Source organism: Enterobacter sp. UCD-UG_FMILLET, from assembly GCF_000762975.1.
GTDB classification, from domain to species: Bacteria; Pseudomonadota; Gammaproteobacteria; order Enterobacterales; family Enterobacteriaceae; genus Enterobacter; species Enterobacter dykesii.
Genome location: NZ_JRJC01000028.1, coordinates 87,166 through 110,528, shown reverse-complemented (window position 1 = coordinate 110,528; position 23,363 = coordinate 87,166). Strand labels below are relative to the sequence as shown.

At 55.7% G+C, this 23,363-nt stretch carries 20 protein-coding genes; 13 read left to right on the top strand and 7 right to left on the bottom strand.

What is annotated here, in order from left to right; translation table 11 throughout:
* Positions 1-141: 141 nt before the first annotated feature.
* The 3 genes from ppa to LA04_RS14015 all read left to right on the top strand — a co-directional run bounded on the left by ppa (position 142) and on the right by LA04_RS14015 (position 1,945).
* Entirely contained in the window at positions 142-672 is a 531-nt protein-coding gene (gene ppa / locus LA04_RS14025; RefSeq protein ID WP_010427397.1) for an inorganic diphosphatase, read from the top strand.
* Positions 673-893: 221 nt separating this feature from the next.
* A complete protein-coding gene (locus LA04_RS14020; RefSeq protein ID WP_045402311.1) occupies positions 894-1,478 on the top strand; it encodes a hypothetical protein in 585 nt (194 codons plus the stop codon).
* Positions 1,475-1,945 (top strand): hypothetical protein, encoded by a 471-nt coding sequence (locus tag LA04_RS14015; protein ID WP_047652083.1) that lies wholly within the window; start codon positions 1,475-1,477, stop codon positions 1,943-1,945. Before LA04_RS14020 ends, LA04_RS14015 begins: the two co-directional genes overlap by 4 nt.
* A gap of 313 nt (positions 1,946-2,258) precedes the next feature.
* On the opposite strand, the gene LA04_RS14005 is transcribed toward LA04_RS14015, so the two are convergent.
* The 3 genes from LA04_RS14005 to tamA are packed head-to-tail and all read right to left on the bottom strand — an operon-like array spanning position 2,259 to position 8,112.
* The gene (locus LA04_RS14005) at positions 2,259-2,603 is read right to left on the bottom strand and encodes a gamma-glutamylcyclotransferase family protein (protein WP_014830431.1); all 345 of its coding nucleotides are present in this window, start codon (positions 2,601-2,603) and stop codon (positions 2,259-2,261) included.
* Between the two features lie 2 nt (positions 2,604-2,605).
* Positions 2,606-6,382: an autotransporter assembly complex protein TamB gene (gene tamB, locus LA04_RS14000; protein ID WP_047652082.1), complete on the bottom strand. Its 3,777-nt coding sequence runs from the start codon at positions 6,380-6,382 to the stop codon at positions 2,606-2,608.
* The gene (gene tamA, locus LA04_RS13995) at positions 6,379-8,112 is read right to left on the bottom strand and encodes an autotransporter assembly complex protein TamA (protein ID WP_047652080.1); all 1,734 of its coding nucleotides are present in this window, start codon (positions 8,110-8,112) and stop codon (positions 6,379-6,381) included. The genes tamB and tamA overlap by 4 nt, the downstream gene beginning before the upstream one ends.
* Before the next feature lie 224 nt (positions 8,113-8,336).
* On the opposite strand from tamA, the gene msrA reads away from it, so the two are divergent.
* Positions 8,337-8,978 carry a peptide-methionine (S)-S-oxide reductase MsrA gene (gene msrA, locus LA04_RS13990; protein WP_023334288.1) on the top strand — a complete coding sequence of 214 codons (642 nt, stop codon included), beginning with the start codon at positions 8,337-8,339 and terminating at the stop codon, positions 8,976-8,978.
* On the opposite strand, the gene LA04_RS13985 is transcribed toward msrA, so the two are convergent.
* A complete protein-coding gene (locus LA04_RS13985; protein ID WP_047652078.1) occupies positions 8,979-10,037 on the bottom strand; it encodes a LacI family DNA-binding transcriptional regulator in 1,059 nt (352 codons plus the stop codon).
* A gap of 192 nt (positions 10,038-10,229) precedes the next feature.
* Between LA04_RS13985 and LA04_RS13980 the strand changes: the two genes are divergently transcribed.
* The 6 genes from LA04_RS13980 (at position 10,230) to LA04_RS13955 (ending at position 17,840) form a co-directional block, all read left to right on the top strand.
* Positions 10,230-11,381, top strand: coding sequence for a Gfo/Idh/MocA family protein (locus tag LA04_RS13980; RefSeq protein ID WP_047652077.1), 1,152 nt, complete (start codon positions 10,230-10,232; stop codon positions 11,379-11,381).
* Between the two features lie 16 nt (positions 11,382-11,397).
* Positions 11,398-12,582: a Gfo/Idh/MocA family protein gene (locus LA04_RS13975; RefSeq protein ID WP_047652076.1), complete on the top strand. Its 1,185-nt coding sequence runs from the start codon at positions 11,398-11,400 to the stop codon at positions 12,580-12,582.
* Positions 12,579-13,646 (top strand): Gfo/Idh/MocA family protein, encoded by a 1,068-nt coding sequence (locus LA04_RS13970; RefSeq protein ID WP_047652074.1) that lies wholly within the window; start codon positions 12,579-12,581, stop codon positions 13,644-13,646. The genes LA04_RS13975 and LA04_RS13970 overlap by 4 nt, the downstream gene beginning before the upstream one ends.
* Positions 13,647-13,658: 12 nt before the next feature.
* On the top strand, positions 13,659-14,681 hold the full coding sequence (locus tag LA04_RS13965; RefSeq protein ID WP_047652073.1) for a Gfo/Idh/MocA family protein: 1,023 nt from the start codon (positions 13,659-13,661) through the stop codon (positions 14,679-14,681).
* Between the two features lie 79 nt (positions 14,682-14,760).
* Entirely contained in the window at positions 14,761-16,308 is a 1,548-nt protein-coding gene (locus LA04_RS13960) for an MFS transporter (protein ID WP_047652072.1), read from the top strand.
* A gap of 194 nt (positions 16,309-16,502) precedes the next feature.
* Entirely contained in the window at positions 16,503-17,840 is a 1,338-nt protein-coding gene (locus LA04_RS13955; RefSeq protein ID WP_023310162.1) for a hemolysin family protein, read from the top strand.
* A 70-nt stretch (positions 17,841-17,910) separates the two neighbouring features.
* Here the strand turns inward: LA04_RS13955 and LA04_RS13950 are convergent, their stop codons facing one another.
* Positions 17,911-18,117 (bottom strand): DUF1107 domain-containing protein, encoded by a 207-nt coding sequence (locus LA04_RS13950; RefSeq protein ID WP_008501430.1) that lies wholly within the window; start codon positions 18,115-18,117, stop codon positions 17,911-17,913.
* 324 nt (positions 18,118-18,441) lie between these two features.
* Between LA04_RS13950 and LA04_RS13945 the strand changes: the two genes are divergently transcribed.
* On the top strand, positions 18,442-18,999 hold the full coding sequence (locus LA04_RS13945; RefSeq protein ID WP_047652071.1) for a YtfJ family protein: 558 nt from the start codon (positions 18,442-18,444) through the stop codon (positions 18,997-18,999).
* On the opposite strand, the gene cysQ is transcribed toward LA04_RS13945, so the two are convergent.
* A complete protein-coding gene (gene cysQ / locus LA04_RS13940; RefSeq protein ID WP_047652070.1) occupies positions 18,993-19,733 on the bottom strand; it encodes a 3'(2'),5'-bisphosphate nucleotidase CysQ in 741 nt (246 codons plus the stop codon). The two genes, LA04_RS13945 and cysQ, sit on opposite strands and share 7 nt — an antisense overlap.
* Before the next feature lie 190 nt (positions 19,734-19,923).
* Between cysQ and LA04_RS13935 the strand changes: the two genes are divergently transcribed.
* On the top strand, positions 19,924-21,867 hold the full coding sequence (locus LA04_RS13935) for a bifunctional 2',3'-cyclic-nucleotide 2'-phosphodiesterase/3'-nucleotidase (RefSeq protein WP_047652069.1): 1,944 nt from the start codon (positions 19,924-19,926) through the stop codon (positions 21,865-21,867).
* An 86-nt stretch (positions 21,868-21,953) separates the two neighbouring features.
* Here LA04_RS13935 and LA04_RS13930 read toward each other — a convergent pair whose 3' ends face one another.
* A complete protein-coding gene (locus tag LA04_RS13930; protein ID WP_047073290.1) occupies positions 21,954-22,340 on the bottom strand; it encodes a winged helix-turn-helix transcriptional regulator in 387 nt (128 codons plus the stop codon).
* An 84-nt stretch (positions 22,341-22,424) separates the two neighbouring features.
* On the opposite strand from LA04_RS13930, the gene LA04_RS13925 reads away from it, so the two are divergent.
* Positions 22,425-23,273 (top strand): SDR family oxidoreductase, encoded by an 849-nt coding sequence (locus LA04_RS13925; RefSeq protein WP_047652062.1) that lies wholly within the window; start codon positions 22,425-22,427, stop codon positions 23,271-23,273.
* Positions 23,274-23,363 lie beyond the last annotated feature (90 nt).

Genomic DNA, 23,363 nt, shown 5'->3' with positions numbered 1-23,363 from the left:
AGTTTATGGATTTTTCTGTCATGGAATCGGTCTGAAAAGTGGAGAAAGCGGGGAGAGAAAGCGAAAACAGGCGGAGACATTCAGCGCGAGTTGGCTATAATACCTGCCACTTGTTTACCATCCATTTTAAAGGACACCGACATGAGCTTACTCAACGTCCCAGCGGGTAAAGAACTGCCAGAAGACATCTACGTAGTTATCGAAATCCCGGCTAACGCAGATCCGATCAAATACGAAGTGGACAAAGAGAGCGGCGCCCTGTTCGTAGACCGTTTCATGTCTACCGCGATGTTCTATCCGTGCAACTACGGTTACATCAACCACACCCTGTCTCTGGACGGTGACCCGGTTGACGTGCTGGTCCCAACGCCATACCCACTGGAGCCAGGCTCCGTCATTCGCTGCCGTCCAGTTGGCGTGCTGAAAATGACCGACGAATCCGGTGAAGATGCGAAGCTGGTTGCGGTACCGCACACCAAGCTGAGCAAAGAATACGATCACATCAAAGATGTGAACGACCTGCCAGAGCTGCTGAAAGCGCAGATCACTCACTTCTTCGAGCACTACAAAGACCTCGAAAAAGGCAAGTGGGTTAAAGTTGACGGCTGGGACAACGCAGAAGCGGCGAAAGCAGAAATCATCGCCTCTTTCGAACGCGCTGCTAAGAAGTAATTCTTACTGCTGTTATGAAGGCCCCGCGCGTCGGGGCTTTTTTATTTCCCTGGTTAAAAGCAGTATAAACGGATTTTTTAAGAAGAATCCCATTTCTTTTGGTTAGGGTATTAAAAACAAAAAGGACACCCTATCATTTATGGTGGGAGTGGTTGAATAGCCTGGCTGTTAATAACATACTGTCGTGATGAACATTAATCCCCATTCATTTTAGGATTCATATGTCATCCATTAACATTGATGTTGCCCGCCCAACTGGAATTTATTTTATCATTGAACGACTGTACTCCCGCGATGGTCTTATGCCTTCTGTTGGGGAAATTAGTCCCTCTTTGACACAGGTGCACCGTACCGTCATTCAGCTAAAACGCAAGCAAGATATGTTTATGGATGGTGTTAAGGTTATCCCTAAAGATATTACCCTTTGGCAACAGATAAAATATATTACAGGTTCAAAAGTAACGACCAAAGATACGGATGCGTTAGTGTATACGACCGATTTTATCGGCTCCCTTGTTGCCACAACGCCTTTAGGTAATATTGAGCATGAAAATATTCCTCGCTTCCTCACGACAGAGTCTATCCACTCTCTTCCGCAGGCGGTGAGTTATGGGCGTGATCCCATCCCACAAGTTCTTCTTTATGGTCGTAAGGATATTGTCTTCTTTATGGACAATGGTGGTAAAGGTACGCCAACTGCTATTGCAAAATATAACCACAACACTCGTGATCTTGCCATAATCAAAGATCAGCTAGAAGCCAGTAAAACGATGAAGGAACTGCTATCTAAGGGAGCAAAATTATGAGCAAGAAAAGACATATCGTGAGTCTATTCGTCCTTATTATTGCCGCCTTTATCTTTGGCAGAAGTACGTATATTGAATACCTCGCATGGTACTATGGAAGCGATAATTTAATATTCAGCGAAATAAATAGCTTCTTACTATCCAGTTTATTTAACGGACTTTATTTCGCTCTATCATCAAGCATTATTTATGCGTTACTCACTCTATTAAAAAGAATTCCCAGAAATATCGTCGTTTCTTGTCTGCTGCAGTTCTGTATTAACATCGGGCTATATACGCTTTTTGTTGCAGTAGATAGAGGATATAGTAAGTTGCATACTTTAGGCTCGGGTGCTACTGATATCACCCACGGCTATTTTTTAGGGGCGTTGCTGACGAGCACACTCCTGACCGTCGCGATCGTGAGCGTTATACATGCTAAGTTTCTTTCTTCAAAGCATAAAGATGGGCTACATAAAGGCGTTTGACTGTTACGGCAAAGACAGCAAATGGCAGTATCTCTGCATCCTGACATTCCAGCTTGCCTGGTTTTTGTTTTACTTATGGATCCCTTATCGAAGCGATTATGCGATTCTGCTGTTTTTACTGTTTTTCCTGCCCGTCATATCAAGCAATACGCGGTGCATAAACTACTATGGCCGTTCACGCGCCTTGTGTTTTTTATGGCTTATTGCCCCATACATCATGCTGTTCGTTCCTCTGTTTTTAACCCGACGCAGGGATACAGAAGAGAATTGAAAGCGCAAAAAACAACGCCACCTCACGGTGGCGTTGTTTTTTTTAGTACTGGTCTCTGTCTAACCAGTTACCGCTTACAATCCGCGTTAACCCTTCGACCGGACGCTGGTAGACATACATCCACGCGCTTCCGTACGGCGTCTGGATCAACTGGCGTGCGTATTCACCGCCCCTGGTGCGCAAGGCATCAAGTTCGGCAAGCGTCGCGTTATCAATACGATAGACTTCACCCTGTACTGTTCCTTCGCCCGGAACCGCGCCTGGATAGTGGCCCAGGCTGTACAACTGGTAGTTCTCGATATTGTAATTCCCCAGCAGCAAGGCATTGGTCATCCAGTGACTGTTGCCTTGCTTGGTTCGTAAACTGCCGTAGACAAATATTCGCATTGCTAAAACTCAAACTGATAGAGCAGATCAAGTGCCTGGTCTACGCCGGACACTGCTTCCAGATATAGCTTAGGCATCAGGCGATAGCGTAACGTGAGAGTTGCCAGTGAGTCAAAGATCCCCACACCATATTTTACCTGCAGACCCGGCAGTACATACCCGCTGACCACCACCTGCGAGGAGTCACCCACGCCCTGGGTGTCCAGCGCCAGATTGCTTACGCCGAACGTCTCGCCGATTTTACCCACAACCTGCCCACTTTGTGCAACCCCCAGACCCACTAACATCGAGGTCATCGCCGCACTGTCGCTCTGACCGCTGTCCAGACCTTGTCCACGCAGCAGGTAAGAGAGGGCTTCCTGCTGCGGCATCGCCGGGTCAGAGAAGATCTCCGCCTTCGGCTCGTCGGCGGAACCGGTGACGCGTACGCCAGCAATAACGTTGTTTTCCGTCGCTTCCGGGTTACGAATCGCTTCGATGTTCAGCAGAGGCTGATCCGGTGGACCGGAGAAAAGCAGCTCGCCTTTACGGACGATGAGGTCCTGACCATAGGCGTGGAAACGCCCTTCAGGAATATTGATCTGCCCGTTCAGGCCAAGCCCTTGTTTATCCTGCGCCACTTTCAGGTCGCCCGTGAGCCTCGCCTTCAGCCCAAACGCATTCAACCGCACGTTATTCCCCACGTGCACGATGAGGTTACTGTTAATCGGTATGCCCGCGCTCTTCTGCTCGACAGGTTTCAGATTTTCATTGAGCATCACTTCATCACTTGAAACGCCGACCGCGCTTTCCGGCACGTCGTGAACCACGATGCGCGCCCACGGCACGTCGACGCGTCCGTCAAGCGTGAAGAGGCTTGGCGTGGCTTCAAAGACCACATCAGGCGAAACGTCCAGGCGCACCATCGGCGGTACGGTGATACGCACCTTACTGCCCTTCGCGGCGATACGGGCGCGCCAGTTATCGAGCTGGCTCCAGTCCGCGTCGCCGCTGAGGTTGATTTGCCCCTGCTGCGTCAATACCGAGCCGCTCAGCGTCGAGCTCATGCCGTTGAAGTTCATCGCGATCTGGCTGGGCTGCATGTCAAACGGCATGAAGTTGCCGTCGATATCCACGCCGCTGAGCCGCATCTGACCGAACAGCTGCGGGCTTTGCGCGTTGCCGGCCAGGCGCAGGTTAGCGTTGAGCATGCCCTCGGCTTTTTCCCCGCGCGCGAAAATCGGGTTCACCATCGCCAGGTTGAAGTTACGGATGTTGACGTTGCCGCCCAGATTACGCCGCCCCTGCGGATCGGTAATCTGAACCTGCCCGTCCAGCTGGCCGTTGTTGGTGAGGCGGATTGTCCACCCCAGCTGTGCGCGATTGTTATGCAGATCGGCACTCAGGTTCAGGGTGTCGAACGCCACCGGAAGCGACGCGTTGTTGACCTCTTGCGTCACCTTCACGTTACGCCCGGACAGCGTGACGCTGCCCTGCGGCAGACCCTCTTTGGTGGTGTCCCAGGCGACATCGGCTTTCCCGCTGAAGACGCCGCTGGCCTGAGTCGTGTCCGGCATAAACGGCTTCAGCATCGCCAGATCGAAGCGGTTGAGGTTGATCTGCGCGCGCCCTTCCGCGCCCGCATCAATGGTCTGCGGCACGCACAGTTCCGCATTCGGATTGGTCCAGCAGTGTGGCCCAATGCTGATCTTCTGCTCGGCATTGCGGTAGTCCAGCGCGATGGAGCGCGACAGCGCCAGCGGCCCGACCGGCGTATTGAAACGGGTGTTATCAAGCAGACCTTTCCAGCGTTCTGCTTTGCGGTCGAAGCTTCCGGTGAGGTGAAGCTGACCGGAGACCGGCTCGCCCTGTACGCGCAGCTGGAGGTCGTGCTGCTTCTCGTTCCCTTTGGCGTCCAGGGTAACCAGGCTAATGTTCACGTCCGGCTGAGAAATGCGCTCCACGCGCAGGTTCAGGTTACCGCCGATCTGATCGGTGGATTTCACATCCCCTTCCACGCGGACGCGGGCAACGCTCAGCTCCTGCCAGCGCAGGTTATTGGCGGTGATATCCGCCAGCAGCTGCGGCGCATCCACGGTTCCGCGCACTTTCACGAGGCCTTTCGCCGTGCCGCCCAGACCCGGCAGGGCGTTGTCCAGATTCGGCGCGTCGATGGTGGCGTCCAGATTCAGATCTTTCACCCCCAGCTCGCCTTTGATATCCGCCGTGTTGCGGCCCAGCGCCACGTGCAGCCCCGGGATAACCCACTGCAGATAGCTGTTGCCTTTCAGCGAACCTTCAACGTTAACCTTGTTCTGCTTCACGTTCCCGGCAATCTTGATTTCCGGCACGTCCATCTGCCACGTACCGCCGTACAGGCTGCCGCGGGTTTTGATCAGGCCATCCAGTTTCGACGGCCAGTCCGGCACCTCTTTGGCGGTGTTAATGCCCGTCAGCTTCAGCTCGCCGCGCCAGCTGATCGCCTGCTGCCAGTCGAGCAGCGCGGTCAGCTCGGTTTTGCCTTCCAGCGCCGCGACGGTCAGCTTGTCGAGGTTGACCTGCTGTTCGTTGCCCTTCGCATCCAGCGTGATGTTCGCGGGCGGCACGCCCTGTCCCTTCACCGCGGTGCGGAACGAGAGCGCGTAGTCGGTCATCTTGCCGCTCAGCTTCAGCTTCAGGTCATCGGCCTGGAACTGCTTTTCGCCGGTGAACGGCCAGTAAAGCTGCTTGCTGACAATTTCAATATTGAGCGGCAGCCCGGCTTCCGCAAGCTGCGTTTGCGCGCGCAGGACCATGTCCACCGGGCCGGAGAGATTTACCCCGACATCCAGCTTATCGCGTAGCGCCCCGCCCACTTTGATCTTCACCTTTTCGCCTTTCAGCGGATCGATGTTGAGGGCACTGTTAAGCGTGATATTTACCGGCCAGTTATCGCGCAGCAGCGCATTCCCTGACGCATTCACCGAGCCCTGGCTGGTGTCGATATCCAGCGCGTCGAGCTTCATGTTGCCGTCAATGCTGCTGACTTTCAGCAGCATAGTGTAGACCGTCAGATCGGTATCGCCGGTCAGGCGCAGCTGCTCGCCTTTGAACTCCTCGATGTTGAGGTTCAGCGGAAGATGAACGTCAGTCATTTCCGGCAGAACGGGCTTCGAGAAAAGATCTTTCAGCGTTTCGCCCAGCGGCTTCTCTTCCGGCTGCGGGTTCTGAATCTTCGGCTCGACGATCTCTTCCTGCGCCACGTCGGCCACCTTCGGCAGCGCGATCAGCAAGCCCTGCAGGGACGTCGGCGTTAGGGTGAGGTTTTTCTCCTGCCAGCGCAGGCCGGAGGTGAAATCCATCACGGACACGGTGGTGTCGTCGATTTTGATATTAACGTTATCGAGCGCCACCCGATAGAGCGCGATCGGGTACGGCGTGGAGAGATTCAGCGGGCCGCTGTCCTCTTCCTCGACCGGCGCAGACTGCGGCATTTTTTTCGAATCTATCGCCACGTTGACGTCTTTAAGCGACAGATCGTTGACGCAGAGCTTGCTGTCCCGCAGACAGCCCAGCTTTACCGCCAGGTGGAATTCCCCGGCGTTCACCGCCACGCCCGGCTGCTCATAGCGGATGTTCTTCAGACGCAGGTCGCGCCAGCCGCCCGTTACCTGGCCAATCTCCAGCCCCGGCACCCAGCGGTTCGCAGCGTTAAACAGCAGATGCAGGCCGGTGGTGGTCCCTACCAGAAACGCTACCGTCCCGAGCAACAGCACGATAAAAATCAGCACCCCGAGGCTTATCTTCTTCCATAAACTCATAATTCAGGCCCCAGACCGATGTAAAACTGTAAACCGTGTTCGTCTTTGTCACCCACCGGAACGGCGAAATCGAGCTTGATCGGCCCGACCGGTGACTGCCAGCGTACGCCCACGCCCGCGCCGGTTTTGAAATCGCTGCGGCGGATGTCGTTTACGGCTTCACCGCCATCCACAAACATCGCCCCCCACCATTTTCCGCTGACGTTATACTGGTACTCCAGCGAGCCGGTGGCCAGTTTCGAGGCACCGGTCAGCTGGCCTTTGTCATTTTCAGGCGAGATCGATTTGTATTTATATCCGCGAATACTGCGGTCCCCCCCGGCGAAGAAGCGCAGATCCGGCGGAACGCGCTCGAAGTCACCCGTTTCAATCCAGCCGAGATTGCCGCGCATCACAAAGCGATGTTTGTCGTAAAGCGTGCGGATCCAGACGTTTTGCGCCTGCACGACGGTGAAGTCCACATCAGAACCCCACATGGTGTTGGAGTAATCAATGGAGTAACGCTGGGAATCCCCCCACGTTGGCATCAGACCACCGCGGGAGCGGGTACGGCTGATCATCACGCCCGGATAGAGCAGCATGGTAGTGTTGGTGACGTTAGCCTGGGTAAAGTGGTCGAAGCTCCAGCGCAGGTTAATGGCGCGCTGCCAGCCGCTGGAGAGATCCCAGAAACGCGATACGGCAAGCGTGGTGGAATCGGATTCGGTATCGTTCAGGTCGGTGCGCTTAAAGCCCCCCTGAACCAGGTAGTACTGCTCAAGCGGGTTTTTCAGCAGCGGCATTTTGTAGCTGAAATCCAGCTGCTGTTCCGGAGCTGAGATACTCGCGCTGGTGGTCAGGCTGTGGCCGTAGGAGTTCATCCACGGCTTTTTCCAGGTGGCCTTCACGCGCGGGCCGACGTCTGTCGAGTAGCCAACACCGGTCTCAATGGTGTTCTCGGTGCGCGGCGAGACAACGCCATGCAGCGGCAACACCTTCGTTTTGCGAGACTTATCAAATTCCGGTGCGACAACCACGGAGTTAAACCAGCCGGTAGCGGAAAGACGACGGTTCAGTTCCGCCAGGTCCCTGGACTGGTAGTAATCCCCCTTTTTGAACGGCACGAGGTTTTGCAGGTACTCTTCACGGATTTGCGAACCTTCAAACGTCACGTCGCCAAAGCGGTAGCGTTCTCCGCTGTCGTAGTCGATATCCCAGAAGGCCTGATGTCGATCCAGCGCAATGCCCAGCTGGCTTTTGTTGAACTGGCTGTCGAAATAGCCCTTACGCAGGGCAACGCTCGTCAGCTCTTTTTTGAAATGATCGTAGTCACCGTGGTTAAGCACGGTACCGATTTTCGGCCGCGTGCCGAGCAGGTCAAGGTAATCCCGGTCGGTACGCGCCCCGCCGCGCAGAATGACGTTGGTGCCGCCAATCAGTACCGGTTCACCCGGCGAAACGCGGGCAATAAGGACCTGGCGCCCCTTCTCTGGAGGCGGACGGAGATCGAAATCAATGGTGGGTTCGTAATACCCCAGCGCTTTCAGCCCTTCACGGATGGCGTCATCCACGCGCGCGCGAAAACGCCGGTCCGGCGTCACCTCATCACTCTGGATGGTCGACAACTGCGCACGCACGTTTTTTTGTAGCGCCCCGGATAACCCCTCAACCTGCAAACGGACATTCGCCGCGCTGGCAATCCCGCTTGTCAGCAACACACTGACTAAACATAACTGGCGGATTTTTGTCACGTTTTCTCCTGAATATCCCTGTTTCCACCCTGGAAGCAAATGAAGTGCCGCTCCGCGGCAAAATACGGCCTGTTAGCCAAAAACCCAAATCACGGGTTGAAAACGGGTGTAACACCCAAATATTTCTTATGATTAAATCTAGACTCATTCAGCGCATTTATTGTGTTCAATTAAACGCTTCGTGACAACCTTAACCGAAACATCGCACCCCGGGAGGCCCCATCGTGAGTTTATTCGACAAAAAGCATCTGGTTTCACAAACTGATGCATTACCGGGACGCAACACCCCTATGCCTGTGGCGACCTTACACGCCGTCAATAACCATTCCATGACCAACGTGCCGGAGGGAATGGAAATCGCCCTGTTCGCCATGGGCTGTTTCTGGGGCGTTGAGCGCCTCTTCTGGCAGCTGCCCGGCGTTTACAGCACGGCGGCTGGATACACGGGCGGTTACACGCCGAATCCTACCTATCGCGAAGTTTGCTCCGGCGAAACCGGGCATGCGGAAGCGGTACGCGTGGTCTACGACCCTGCAGTCATCAGCTACGAGCAGCTCCTTCAGGTCTTCTGGGAGAATCACGACCCGGCGCAGGGCATGCGTCAGGGCAACGACCACGGCACCCAGTACCGCTCGGCTATCTATCCGCTCACGCCCGAGCAGGATGCCGCCGCGCGCGCCAGCCTTGAGCGTTTCCAGCAGGCCATGCGTGAAGCGGGCGATACGCGCGAGGTGACCACGGAAATCGCGACGGCGAAACCGTTCTACTATGCCGAGGACGATCACCAGCAGTATCTGCATAAAAACCCGTACGGCTACTGCGGTATCGGAGGCATCGGCGTCTGCCTGCCGCCGCAGCTGGCGTAATTATTGATCCAGCGCCACGCGTGCCGCGTGGCGCGTGGCATTGCTGACCGAACCGTAATCCATTACTTTGCCCTGCAGCAGCAGGTTAAAGACCGCCGCCTGCGGTCGGTTAAGCCGCGTTTGCAGCAGATGTACGGCCTCAATCCCCAGCTCGCGGCAGGGCACAGTGACGCCCGTAACCGGCTTTTCCAGACGGTGCGCTAAATTCCATGCAAAATCGGTGGTAATCAGCGAAATGTCTTCCGGAACGCGCAGCCCGTGGCGCGTTAACGCCCTGATCACTCCTTCCGTCATGCTGGTACTGTTCGGGAAAATCACCTCCGGCCACTGGGAGCTGTCATGCGTCATCAGCCACGCATCCAGCGCCCGCTCGGCCTCGTCTGCCGTAAACCATTCCGTCACGAGCAAATCGCGCTGAGGATCAAAGGCCACGTGAAAATGGCGATACGCCTCTTTGATGCCGTCCAGACGCGCGTACAGCGTATCCCGCCGCAGGCAGGTGAGCGTGAGCACCCGGCGATGCCCCTGCTCGAAAAGGTACTGCATGGCGGTGAAGCCGATTGCCCGGTGATCGGGTGACACGGCATCCAGCATCCGATCCCGGTCAACGGAATTAATTAACACGCAGGGCTTATTCAGCGTGCTCGCCAGTTTAAATATGGTGGAATCATCAGTGCCAATAATAATAATCGCGTTGATATTCTTATGACTGGCCTTTTCCATAAAGACCTTTACATCGGCATGCTGTTCTTCTAAACCACAGCACGTGACCCACACATTATGCCGCGAGCAGGCTTCAGCAATCCCTTTCGTTACTTCCAGATAAAATATATCTCTGCGCCCCTGAAAGGTTCTTTCCGGTGCAAAAACAGCGATACCGTTAATTAACAGTCTTCCGCTCGCCATAGACTCCAGCACACCGAGCTCCCGCGCGGTGCGAACGATCGCCTCCCTGGCTTTATCGCTGGTGTAAGACTTGCCGCTTAATACCCGCGAAACCGTGCTGACGGAATAGCCCGTCAGGGCTGCAATTTCCTCCATTTTTAACCTGCCCGGCATAGTGTGACCTCGCTCTCATTCAGTTTTTGCAAATATTTGCAGAAACAGTTCTTTGATTTTAAAACCAAATTTCAGAACACCTGGAAATTACTTAATCACCTTGCGAGTATTCTCACAAAAACACATTGTCGCTACCGCTCCCCTTTCCTATTTTCCGGTCATCACTCATTTCAACTGAAATTAAGGTGTGACATGGAGAAGGTACGTTTTGGCATTATTGGAATAGGTAATATCGGTACGGTCCACGCGCGTTATTTACTGGCAGGTACGGTCAGCGACGCCTGCCTGGCCGCGGTTTGTGATAATGCGCCGGAAAAGCATCCCGCTATCCGCCAGTTGGTCGGTACCCTCCCATTATTCAGCGACGCGCAGGAGATGCTCCAGAGCGGGCTTATCGACGCGGTGATTGTCGCCACGCCGCACTACGAGCATCCGCGCCTGTCGATGCTGGCGATGCGCAACGGCATCCACACCCTGTGTGAAAAACCGGCGGGTGTGTACACCGCCCAGGTACAGGAGATGAACGCCTGCGCCCGGGAGTGCGATGTGGTGTTCGGCATCATGTACAACCAGCGCCCGAACCCGCTCTACCAGAAGGTGAAAGATCTGATCGACAGCGGCGAGCTGGGCGAGGTCCGCCGCTCCAACTGGATCATCACCAACTGGTATCGCTCGCAGAGCTACTACAACTCCGGCGGCTGGCGCGCTACCTGGAAAGGGGAAGGCGGCGGCGTGCTGCTCAACCAGGACCCGCACCAGCTCGATCTCTGGCAATGGCTGGTCGGCATGCCCGTCCGCCTGCGCGCGTTCTGCCAGTTCGGTAAACATCGTGAAATCGAAGTGGAAGACGAGGTCACCGCCTATGCCGAATATGCCAACGGCGCGACGGGCGTGTTTATCACCACCGTGGCGGAAACGCCGGGAACCAACCGGCTGGAAATCGTCGGCGATCGCGGCAAGGTCGTTGTCGAAGAGGGCAAGCTGCGCTACTGGCGGCTGCGTGAATCTGAAACCGCCTTCAACGCCCGCTGGCAAAACGGTTTTGGTGAACCTGAGTGCTGGGAGGTCACGCTTCCCGTTGCTCCGGAATGCAGCGAACACCACGTCATTACCGCCAATTTCTGTGCCGCCATCCTGCGCGGCGAGCCGCTCATTGCGCCGGGTCTGGAAGGGATCCACGGGCTGACGCTCTCCAACGCTATGCACCTCTCCACCTGGACAGACGACTGGGTCGAACTCCCGCTCAACGAGAAACAGTATCTGCGCCTGCTTCAACAGCGCATCAGCACCTCAGTGGCAAAAGAGACAGCCAGCGTCACGCTGGATGCCTCTGGCACCTGGTAACTCCGGAGAAGAATCAATGTTAAATGTCGCTATCGTGGGAACAGGGAATATCTCGCACAACCATATTCAGGGTTATTTGCAGTTTGGCCAGCGCTGCCGGATCGTCGCGCTGGTAGATATCTACCCGGAAAAAGCCCACGAGAAAAAAACGCGCTACAGCCTGAAGGAAGCACGCGTTTATGACAGCCACCAGCAGATGCTGGCCTCAGAGCCGGATATCGACATCGTCGACGTCTGTACGCCGCCCTACGTCCACGCTGAGATCGGCATTGATGCCCTGAACGCGGGGTGCCACGTGCTGTGCGAAAAACCGATGGCCGCCTCGCTGGAGGAGTGCGACGCGATGATTGCCGCGCAACAGGCCAGCGGCAAAACGCTCGCCATCATTGCACAGAACCGCTTTACCGATGCCTTCTGGCGCCTGAAAGCCGCACTCGATTCCGGCCTCGCAGGAAAAGTCTGTCACGCGCAGGTGGATTCGTTCTGGTGGCGCGGACACTGCTACTACGACCTGTGGTGGCGCGGCACCTGGGAAAAAGAGGGAGGCGGCTGCACCCTTAACCACGCGGTTCACCACATCGACGCCATTCAGTGGATGCTCGGCTTCCCGTCCGAAGTGGTGGCGATGATGACCAACGTGGCGCACGACAACGCTGAAGTCGAAGACCTCAGCGCCGCAATCTTCAAATACCCCAGCGGCGCGATCGCGCAGCTTACCGCCTCGGTCGTGCACCACGGCGAAGATCAGAAAATTATCATTCAGGGCGATAAGGCGCGTATCTCCGCGCCGTGGCAGGCCTTTGCCAGCGTCAGCGCCGATAACGGCTTCCCGCAGGAAGATCGGGATCTGCAGCGAGAAGCGCAGCTCAACGCCGTTTTTCAGGAGACGCCGAAGCTCGAGTGGACGCTGCATACCGGGCAAATTAACGACCTGCTTTATGCCATTGAGCACGGCACCGCGCCGTTAGTGGATGGCCTGCAGGGCAAACGCTCGCTGGAGCTGATTACCGCGATCTATAAATCCGCCATTACCCGCAGCGTGGTCTCGCTGCCGATTCAGCGCGATGACCCGCTTTACCGCACCGGCGGGACGAACGCCCTCGCTCCCCGTTTTTATGAAAAATCCGCAAGCGTCGCCAACTTCAGCGAAGTCGGCGCAATTCCCCTTGGCAAAGATCTGGACTCAGGAGTGACACCATGAACAAGCATGACGGAATGAACTACGCCCCGGTGGGCAAACCGCAGCCCGTTGTCAGGGAAGGAGAGTTTATTTTTGCCGCCGCCGCGCTCGACCACGGCCATATCTACGGGATGAGTAACGGCCTGATAGAAGCCGGGGCCACCCTGAAATGGGTATACGACCCCGATCCGGCCAAAGTGGATAAATTTATCCAGCAGTACCCGCAGGCAAAAGTGGCGGAGTCGCTGGAGGTGATACTCAACGACGACGAAGTGCGTCTGGTGGCCAGTGCTGCCATTCCGTCCGAGCGCTGCGCGCTGGGGCTGAAAGCCATGGCCGCAGGCAAGGACTACTTCACGGATAAAGCCCCGCTCACCACCCTTGAACAGCTGGCCGATGCCAAAGCGATGGTCGAGAAAACCGGGCGGAAATACGCCGTGTACTACAGCGAGCGTCTTCACGTCGAGAGCGCGGTGTTTGCCGGACAGCTGGTGCAGCAGGGGGCCATTGGCCGCGTCGTGCAAACATTGGGGACAGGCCCGCACCGGGAAGGAACCGGTCGCCCGGACTGGTTCTACGATCGACGATTTTTCGGCGGCATTCTGTGCGATATCGGCAGCCACCAGATCGAGCAATTTCTCTTCTACACGGGCAACAGTGAGGCATGCGTGGTCGCCAGCCAGGCACGCAATTTCAACCATCCGCAGCATCCGGCATTTGAAGATTTCGGCGACGCAACAATCAGGGGCGAAAACGGCGCCAGCGGTTATTTCCGCTGCGACTGGTTTACGCCGGACGGGCTTTCTACGTGGGGCGACGGCCGCCTGACGCTGCTCGGCACCGAAGGCTATATCGAAATCCGCAAATATGTCGATCTCACCCGCGGCGAGCAGGACGTGGTGTATCTCGTCAATAAAGAGGGGGAATTCCGTTATCCGGTCGCCGGGGAGGTCGGGTTCCCGTTCTTTGGCGAACTGATCCTCGACTGCCTGCATCGAACCGAAAACGCCATGACGCAGGCGCACGCCTTCAAGGCGGCGGAGCTCTGCGTGAAGGCCCAGATGCTGGCCAACGCGACGGAATAACGGGAGGCGACGATGACGATCCTGAACACGGCAGTAATCGGTGCGGGAGCGATTCACGGCTGCCATGTGAACGCGTTGCGCCAGATGCCCAACGTCGCGCTGCGCGCGCTGGTCGATATCGACAGCGTTAAAGGGCTGAAGCTGGCGATGGGCTATCAGTGTCGCTTTTATCAGGATTACCGGGAAATGCTGCTGGATGATGCCATCGACGTGGTCCACATCTGCACGCCGCATTTTGAGCATAAGAGCATGATCCTGGCGGCGCTCGCCGCCGGGAAGCATGTTTTCTGCGAAAAACCGGTGGGCATGAACAGCAGCGAACTCGTGGACATCACCCGCGCCGCCGAACAGACGCCGGGTCTGCTCGGCGTGTGCTATCAGAACCGGCTCAACCCCACCAGCCTGCGCATTCGCCAGGCGCTGGAGGACGACGAGCTGGGAAAAATGCTCAGCATCAAAGCGGTGCTAACGTGGTCGCGCTCGGGCGCGTACTACACCGAAAGCCCGTGGCGCGGGCGGCTGGCAACGGAAGGCGGCAGCCTGCTGATCAACCAGGCCATCCATACTCTCGACCTGATGCAGTGGTTCGCTGGCGGCGTGACGCGGGTGAAAGGCGTGGTGGACCGCGGTGAGCTGGCGAACGTGACCGAAGGAGAAGACAGCGCGATGGCCACGCTGCATTTTGCCAACGGCGCGCGCGGCCTGTTTTATGCCAGCAACTGCAATACCGCGGACTCCCCCCTCTGGCTTGAAATCCACTGCGAACGGGGCTCGCTGCTGCTCAGCGACAACGTGCTCTGGCGCATCACGCCCGGCGAGCGCCTTAGGCTGGCGAGCGATAACACCCCTGACGGCCTGGTCAAAAGCTACTGGGGTCTGGGGCATGAGCAGGCGATCCGCCGTTTTTATCATGCTATTTCCCATCCAGGAAATGCGAATTACACCGACATCCGCGAAGCCGGAAAATCACTCACCCTTGTGGAGGCTATTTATCGCTCATCTCAGTTAAGACAATGGATAGAACTCAATAAGTAGAACGTAATGTGTCGTCCAGATTTGAATAAAAATACGGCCTGAAAAACAGGTTAATCATTACCCTACACTGGATATTATTATGGTCAAACCTACTGAACGTAGAGTGGGTTACGGCGTGGCGCTTGGCTACGGCGTAACCGATCTGTTTGGCGGAGGGGCGTTCGCCGTTATCGGCACCTGGCTGCTCTTTTTTTACACCACCTATTGCGGGCTGTCTGTTATTGAAGCGGGATCTATATTCGCTATTGCCCGCGTCATTGATGCGCTATTAAGCCCGATTATGGGCTATATCACCGATAATTTCGGCAATACCTGGCTCGGGCGTAAATTTGGCCGTCGCCGCTTCTTTTTATTGCTCAGTTCGCCGCTCATGTTTTTGTATTCCCTGCTTTGGCTGACGGACATGGGCTACTGGTATTACCTGGGAACCTATCTCTCTATTGAACTGCTATCGGCGATGGTGCTGGTGCCCTGGGAGACCCTGGCGGCGGAGATGACAAACCGCTATGAGGAGCGAAGCCGCCTCTCCGGCGTGCGCATGATCTGCTCCCAGCTGGGCGGTTTCCTTGCGGTTTCCGTTCCGGGCGTGATTATGCATTTCACGGGGAAAGATAATCCGTTTACCTATACCCTCACCGGACTGATATTTTCCTGCGTGTTCTGCATTGCGGTATTTATTACCTGGTACACCACCTGGGAAGCGAAAGATGTGCAGCAGGAAGCCAGTTTTAAAGTGGACAACCAGCGCATCGGCGGGCTACTGAATCACCTGAAATATCTGGTGCTGGATCTCTTTTCCTCCTTCCGTATCCGCACGTTTCGCCTGCATATCATTATTTACATCTTTTCGTTCACGGCGATGGACGTATTCGGCTCGGTCTTTACCTATTACGTCGTGTATTGCCTGAGCCAGGACGCCTCGGCGGTTTCCGGCTGGCTGAGTATTGCCGCCTTTGCCTCAGTACCGGGTACCTATGGATTTATGCTGCTGTTGAACCGGCTGAACATCACGCCGTCTGCCGCCCTGCGACTCTCCTACGGCTGTATCTTCCTGGTGCTGGCCTTCCTGTTTACGGTCTATCTCACTAAAACGCAGGTACCGACCCTGCTGTTCTCTGCGGTCTTTATTCTGCTCGGTGCCGCCCGCTCTGGCCTCTACTATATTCCGTGGAATATCTACAGCTTCATTCCGGATATTGACGAGATGGTAACGCAGCAGCGCCGTGAAGGCATTTTTGCCGGTGTGATGGTCCTGACCCGTAAGAGCACCGTGGCGATTGCCATCATGATCGTAGGCCTGGTGCTGCAGGAGTCCGGCTTTGTGAAGGGTAACGGCGCACAGCCTGAAAGCGCGCTGGGGGCGATTATCGGCCTGATGATCTTCGCGACGGCAGCCCTGCTGGCGGTTAGCTTCTTTACCACCTACAGGTTCAAGCTCACCCGTGAGACGCACAAGCTGCTCCTGAAGGAGATAGCACGCCGTAAGCTGGGTGGTGATTACCGCGACTGCGACGCCAGAACCCGCGTGGTGATTAAGCAGTTAACGGGATATGAGTATGACCAGGTGTGGGGAGGAAGCGCCTCACGTCGCGCGGAGGGGACGGCCCGTTTATCCGCCGCGAAATAGCGCCCTGTACCGGACAGCACCACGCTGTCCGGTCTGTTTTATGCCAAAATGTGACCTCTGGCAGATTTACATCTCTTTACGCTATACTACCCGCTGAAATAATCAGCTCAACGCTACGAGCTGATGTTCAATGTGTTTTCACACAAATGGTATCAATTCCCCTTCTGAGGATCTGGCGAGAAGCCGGATAAACTATGTTAAACAGTATTTTAGTAATACTTTGTCTAATTGCCGTCAGCGCATTTTTCTCGATATCTGAGATCTCGCTGGCCGCGTCCCGTAAAATCAAACTGAAGCTGCTTGCCGATGAAGGCAACATCAATGCTACCCGCATCCTGAAAATGCAGGAAAACCCCGGGATGTTCTTCACCGTGGTGCAGATTGGCCTCAACGCGGTCGCCATTCTCGGCGGTATCGTGGGTGATGCGGCGTTTTCCCCGGCGTTTTATAGCCTGTTTGTTAAGTACATGTCCGTTGAACTGGCCGAGCAGCTGAGCTTTATCCTCTCCTTCTCGCTGGTAACCGGCCTGTTCATCCTCTTTGCAGACCTGACCCCGAAACGCATCGGTATGATTGCGCCAGAAGCTGTGGCTTTGCGTATCATCAACCCGATGCGCTTCTGTCTGTACGTGTTTCGTCCGCTGGTGTGGTTCTTCAACGGTCTGGCGAACGTCATTTTCCGCATCTTTAAGCTGCCGATGGTGCGTAAAGACGACATCACCTCTGACGATATTTATGCGGTGGTGGAAGCCGGCGCGCTGGCCGGGGTGCTGCGCAAACAGGAGCACGAGCTGATTGAGAACGTATTCGAACTGGAATCCCGTACCGTGCCGTCTTCCATGACGGGCCGTGAAAGCATTATCTGGTTCGATTTACATGAAGATGAGCAGAGCCTGAAGAACAAAGTGGCGCAGCATCCGCACTCTAAGTTCCTGGTCTGTAATGAAGATATTGACCACATCATCGGTTACGTCGACTCCAAAGACCTGCTGAACCGCGTGCTGGCAAACCAGAGTCTGGCGCTCAACAGCGGCGTGCAGATCCGCAATACCCTGATTGTGCCGGACACCCTGACGCTCTCAGAAGCGCTGGAAAGTTTCAAAACCGCCGGGGAAGACTTCGCGGTTATCATGAACGAATACGCGCTGGTGGTGGGCATTATCACCCTGAACGACGTGATGACCACGCTGATGGGCGACCTGGTTGGCCAGGGGCTGGAAGAGCAGATTGTTCAGCGTGACGATAATTCATGGCTAATTGATGGCGGCACACCGATTGAAGACGTAATGCGCGTACTGGATATCGACGAGTTCCCGCAGTCCGGCAACTACGAGACCATCGGCGGCTTTATGATGTTTATGCTGCGTAAGATCCCGAAACGTACCGACTCGGTGAAGTTCTCCGGCTACAAGTTTGAAGTGGTGGATATTGATAACTACCGCATCGACCAGCTGCTGGTGACGCGCATCGACAACAAACCGACCGTACTGGTGCCAAAGCTGCCGGACGCGGAAGAGAAGGTGTCGGCGTAAACTCCCTGCTCCACATACATCAACGGCTCCCATTGGGAGCCGTTTTTTTAACTACTGCATAGCACGTTGGTTAAGCCATCTCAGTCTGCAGACGCATAACCTGACGGTTGACTTCGGACATAACAGACAGGTGCTGTTTGTCCTTCACTTTTGGGACAAGGATCTTGCCCTTATCAAACTCAAAAGCGCCAACATCCTTGATATACAACCGTCCACGGAACAGGATCTTCACGTACTTCGCCACCTGAAGCGGGTTGTAGCGTTGGAAAATTTTCATTCTTGTATCTCCTGCGAATCATACGCTCTTGCGGTGCCACAATCGGCCCGACTGTCCTGAGCGCAAATTTTAATGCCCAATGACTATAGACCAGAACTACGGTGTTACCCAGTGTGCATAAGTTTATTTACCGTTTGATTACAATTATTCAGAATAATCTTTGCAAAGCGTGACCGGGCGCAGTATAAGCCGTCGTTTTTTCATGGATATGTGCGTTCGCCCGCAAACTGGCATCGGGATTGCGGGAAAACCACATTGATCGCACTTATGATTAAAAGCGCAAGACCAAGTGGTCGGATCACCTGCAAACAATAAGGAAACGCCATGACCCTACGTAATATCCTTGCAGCAGCCTGCCTGCTGCTGCCCCTGTGGGCTTGTGCTCACAACATTGAAAAAGGACAACGTGTACCGCCAGTCGGCATTGCTGACCGGGGAGAATTGATTCTCGACAATGATAAGTTTAGCTACAAACCCTGGAATAGCGCGCAGCTCGCGGGCAAAGTGAGAGTTGTACAACATATTGCCGGTCGTACATCCGCAAAAGAGAAAAATGCCAGCCTGGTGGAAGCGATCAAGGCCGCAAAATTCCCGCACGACCGCTACCAGACGACTACGATCGTGAATACCGATGACGCCATTCCGGGTTCCGGAATGTTTGTGCGCTCCAGTCTTGAGAGCAATAAAAAGCTCTACCCGTGGTCGCAGTTTATCGTCGACAGCAACGGCGTAACCCGTAAGGCCTGGCAGCTGGAGGAAGAGAGCTCCGCGATTATCGTGCTGGATAAAGAGGGTCGCGTTCAGTGGGCGAAAGACGGCGCGTTAACCCAGGAAGAGGTGCAGCAGGTTGTCGACCTGCTGCATAAGCTGCTGGCTCAGTAAATAGAGACGCGGAAGCCGGGGTTGAGGAAGGATTCGCGCGGGGTATAGTCCAGCGGCTTGCCCTGCCAGTCATGAACATGCGCCCCGGCGGCCGCGGCAACGGCATGACCTGCCGCGGTATCCCAGACGTTGGTTGGCCCAAAGCGAGGGTAGAGCTGCGCGTGGCCTTCCGCCACCAGGCAGAATTTTAGCGATGAGCCAATCGAGGTGGTCTGGTGTTCACCCAGCTGCTGCAGATACTCCTGCAGCTCGCTGTCGCTGTGCGAGCGGCTAATCACCACCAGCGGTGGACGCGCATCGCGCACCTGAATCTGCTTGCGCACGCCGCACTCTTCCTTCCACGCCTTCCCTTCTGCGGCGCTGTACATCACCTTCATTACCGGCGCGTAGACCACGCCCAGCACCGCTTTGCCCTTCTCAATCAGGGCGATATTGACGGTGAATTCACCGTTGCGCTTGATGAACTCTTTTGTCCCGTCCAGAGGATCGACCAGCCAGTAGCGCTGCCAGTGCTGGCGCTCGTCCCAGCTTTGCGGCGCTTCTTCTGACAGAACGGGGATATCCGGCGTTAAGGCCTGTAACCCTGTCAGGATCACCTTATGCGCCGCGATATCCGCCGCCGTGACCGGAGAGTCGTCGGCCTTGCTGACCACCTCCATAGGTTTACTGCCGTCATACACCTGCATGATGGCATCTCCCGCATCCCGTGCGAGCTGACAAATTTTATCTAGCATTTTCCACCTCTTTGTTAACGCAGTGAGGTTAACTCTTTGTTTTAGTTATATCGTAATGTGAACAATTCCGCTATCTGTGAAGCAATTCCGGTTTCAGGTGACTTTTTTCTGTCAGGATTCACATTTCTGTAAGCAACAAGCTATAGATACATACTCTTTTGTGCTCTGCATCGAAAAAAGGACTCCTCTGATGATTAAGTTTAGTGCAACGCTTCTGGCGACGCTGATTGCAGCGAGCGTGCAGGCGGCGACGGTAGATCTGCGTATTCTGGAAACGACCGATCTGCACAGCAACATGATGGACTTCGATTATTACAAAGATACCCCGACGGAAAAATTCGGACTGGTACGCACGGCAAGCCTGATCGATGCGGCACGTGGCGAAGTGAAAAACAGCGTGCTGGTCGACAATGGCGATCTCATTCAGGGCAGCCCGCTCGGGGATTACATGGCGACCAGGGGGCTGAAAAAAGGCGAGATCCATCCTGTTTATAAAGCGATGAATACCCTGGACTATACCGTCGGCAACCTCGGCAACCACGAATTCAACTACGGTCTGACATACCTGCACGATGCGCTCGCCGGTGCGAAATTCCCGTACGTTAACGCCAATATCATCGACGTTAAGACGCAAAAGCCGCTCTTCACCCCTTACCTGATTAAAGAGACAAACGTCGTCGACCAGGACGGTAAAAAACAGACGCTGAAAATCGGCTATATCGGCTTTGTGCCGCCGCAGATCATGACGTGGGATAAGGCCAACCTCGACGGTAAAGTGACCGTTAACGACATCACCGAAACCGCGCGCAAATACGTGCCGGAAATGCGCGAAAAAGGTGCCGATCTGGTGGTCGTTGTCGCCCACTCGGGCCTCTCCGCCGATCCGTATCAGGCCATGGCAGAAAACTCCGTTTACTATCTGAGTGAAGTTCCGGGCGTCGACGCGATCCTGTTCGGCCACGCCCACGCGGTCTTCCCGGGCAAAGATTTCGCCAGCATCAAAGGCGCGGACATTGAGAAAGGGACGCTCAACGGCGTGCCGTCGGTGATGCCGGGCATGTGGGGCGACCATCTTGGCGTGGTGGATCTGGTGCTGAATAACGACGGCGGCAGCTGGAAGGTGACGCAGTCAAAAGCCGAAGCCCGCCCGATTTACGACGCTGCGGCTAAAAAATCTCTGGCGGCGGAAGATAAAAAATTGGTCGACGTGCTGAAGCACGATCACGACGCCACGCGCGAATTCGTCAGCAAGCCGATCGGCAAATCCGCCGACAACATGTACAGCTTCCTGGCGCTGGTGCAGGACGATCCGACCGTTCAGGTCGTCAACATGGCGCAGAAAGCCTATGCCAAACACTTTGTGCAGGGCGATCCGGATCTGGCAAAACTGCCGGTTCTGTCAGCGGCTGCGCCATTCAAGGTGGGCGGACGTAAGAATGACCCGGCAAGCTATGTTGAAGTCGAAAAGGGCCAACTAACCTTCCGTAACGCCGCCGATCTCTACCTCTACCCGAACACGCTGGTGGTGGTAAAAGCGACGGGCCAGGAGGTGAAAGAGTGGCTGGAGTGCTCTGCCGGACAGTTTAACCAGATTGACCCGCACAGCAGTAAGCCGCAGTCGCTGATTAACTGGGACGGCTTCCGTACCTATAACTTCGACGTGATCGACGGCGTGAACTACCAGATTGACGTCACCCAGCCGGCGAAATATGACGGCGAGTGTCAGGCGATCAACCCGCAGGCGGAGCGCATCAAAAACCTGACCTTCAACGGCAAGGCCGTCGACCCGAGTGCCACCTTCCTGGTGGTGACCAATAACTACCGCGCCTACGGCGGTAAGTTTGCCGGTACGGGGGATAGCCACATCGCCTTTGCCTCGCCGGACGAGAACCGTTCGGTGCTGGCGGCGTGGATCAGCGCGGAGTCGAAGAAGGCGGGCGAAATTCATCCGGCGGTGGACAACAACTGGCGTCTCGCGCCGATCCACAGCGATACGAAACTGGATATCCGCATTGAAACGTCGCCGTCCGATAAGGCTGCCGCATTTATCAAGGATAAAGCCCAGTATCCGATGAAGCAGGTCGCGACGGATGATATCGGATTCGCGATTTATCAGGTGGATTTGAGTAAGTAAAAACAAAACGGCAACATACGTTGCCGTTTTCCGTGTTTGTTCCCTCTCCCTGTGGGAGAGGGCATCAGGCCGCACATATCCGGCGTTTACGCCGCGCGATCGTCCCGATTCGCCATCACCTTCGGCGTATTCACCTCAATCCAGTCCGCCAGCGCGGCGACTTTCTCGCTGACCTCAATCCCCATCGGCGTCAGGCTATACTCTACGTGCGGCGGCACCACCGGATACGACACGCGATCGACAAACCCGTCCTGCTCCAACGCCTGGAGCGACTGGGACAGCATCTTTTCGCTCACCCCGCCCATTTTACGGCGCAGATCGCTAAAGCGATGCGTTCCATGGCGCAGAGCCAGCAGAATGAGAACGCCCCAGCGGCTGGTAACGTGTTTGAGCACCTCGCGAGAAGGGCACTGTTCCGCGAAAAGATTGCCATCGCGCATGAGTTCGCTGAGCGTCGGTATCGTTGTTTTCATACTTACCTTTTTGTACGTACTTACTAAAAGTTAGCTATGGTGCTAGTGTGCCACAACACCAGACAAACACGAAGGAGATTCATCATGATCGCGATTACCGGCGCTACCGGCCAGCTTGGCCATCTCGTTATCGAACAATTGCTGAAAACCGTACCGGCCAGCCAGATTGTGGCCATCGTACGTAACCCGGCGAAAGCGCAGGCCTTAAGCCAGCAGGGAATTGTGGTTCGTCAGGCGGACTACACGGATGAAGCCGCATTCACCACCGCGCTGAGCGGCGTGGATAAGCTGCTGCTGATCTCTTCCAGCGAAGTCGGCCAGCGCGCGACCCAGCACCAGAACGTGATTAACGCCGCCAAAACGGCAGGCGTGAAATTTATCGCCTACACCAGCCTGCTGCATGCGGACAACTCCCCGCTGGGTCTGCACGTTGAACACGTTGCCACTGAAAAAGCGCTGGCGGCGTCCGGCATTCCTTATGCCCTGCTGCGCAATGGCTGGTATACCGAAAACTACCTGGCGAGCGCGCCGCCTGCGCTGGAACACGGTGTGTTTATTGGTGCGGCAGGCGAAGGCAAAATTGCTGCTGCCACCCGTGCAGACTATGCCGCGGCGGCAGCCAAAGTGATTGCTGAAGAGGGCCACGCGGGCAAAGTCTATGAACTGGCGGGCGACCACGGCTGGACGCTGAGCGAACTGGCGGCTGAACTCAGCAAACAGAGCGGGAAGCCGGTAACCTATCAGAATCTCAGTGAAGCGGATTTTGCCGCCGCGCTGAAAAGCGTCGGCCTGCCTGCCGGGCTGGCAGATATGCTGGCGGACTCCGATGTGGGCGCGTCCAAAGGGGGACTCTTTGACGATAGCCACACGCTGAGCAAACTCATCGGGCGCGCAACGACGCCGCTGGCGCAGAGCATTAAAGCCATTCTGTAACGGCCTGAACGTTTTTTTCCTGCGGCCGGGTCATTCCCCTTACCCGGCCCGCACTTATATGGCATTCTGTTCCCCCGACAGATACCGATA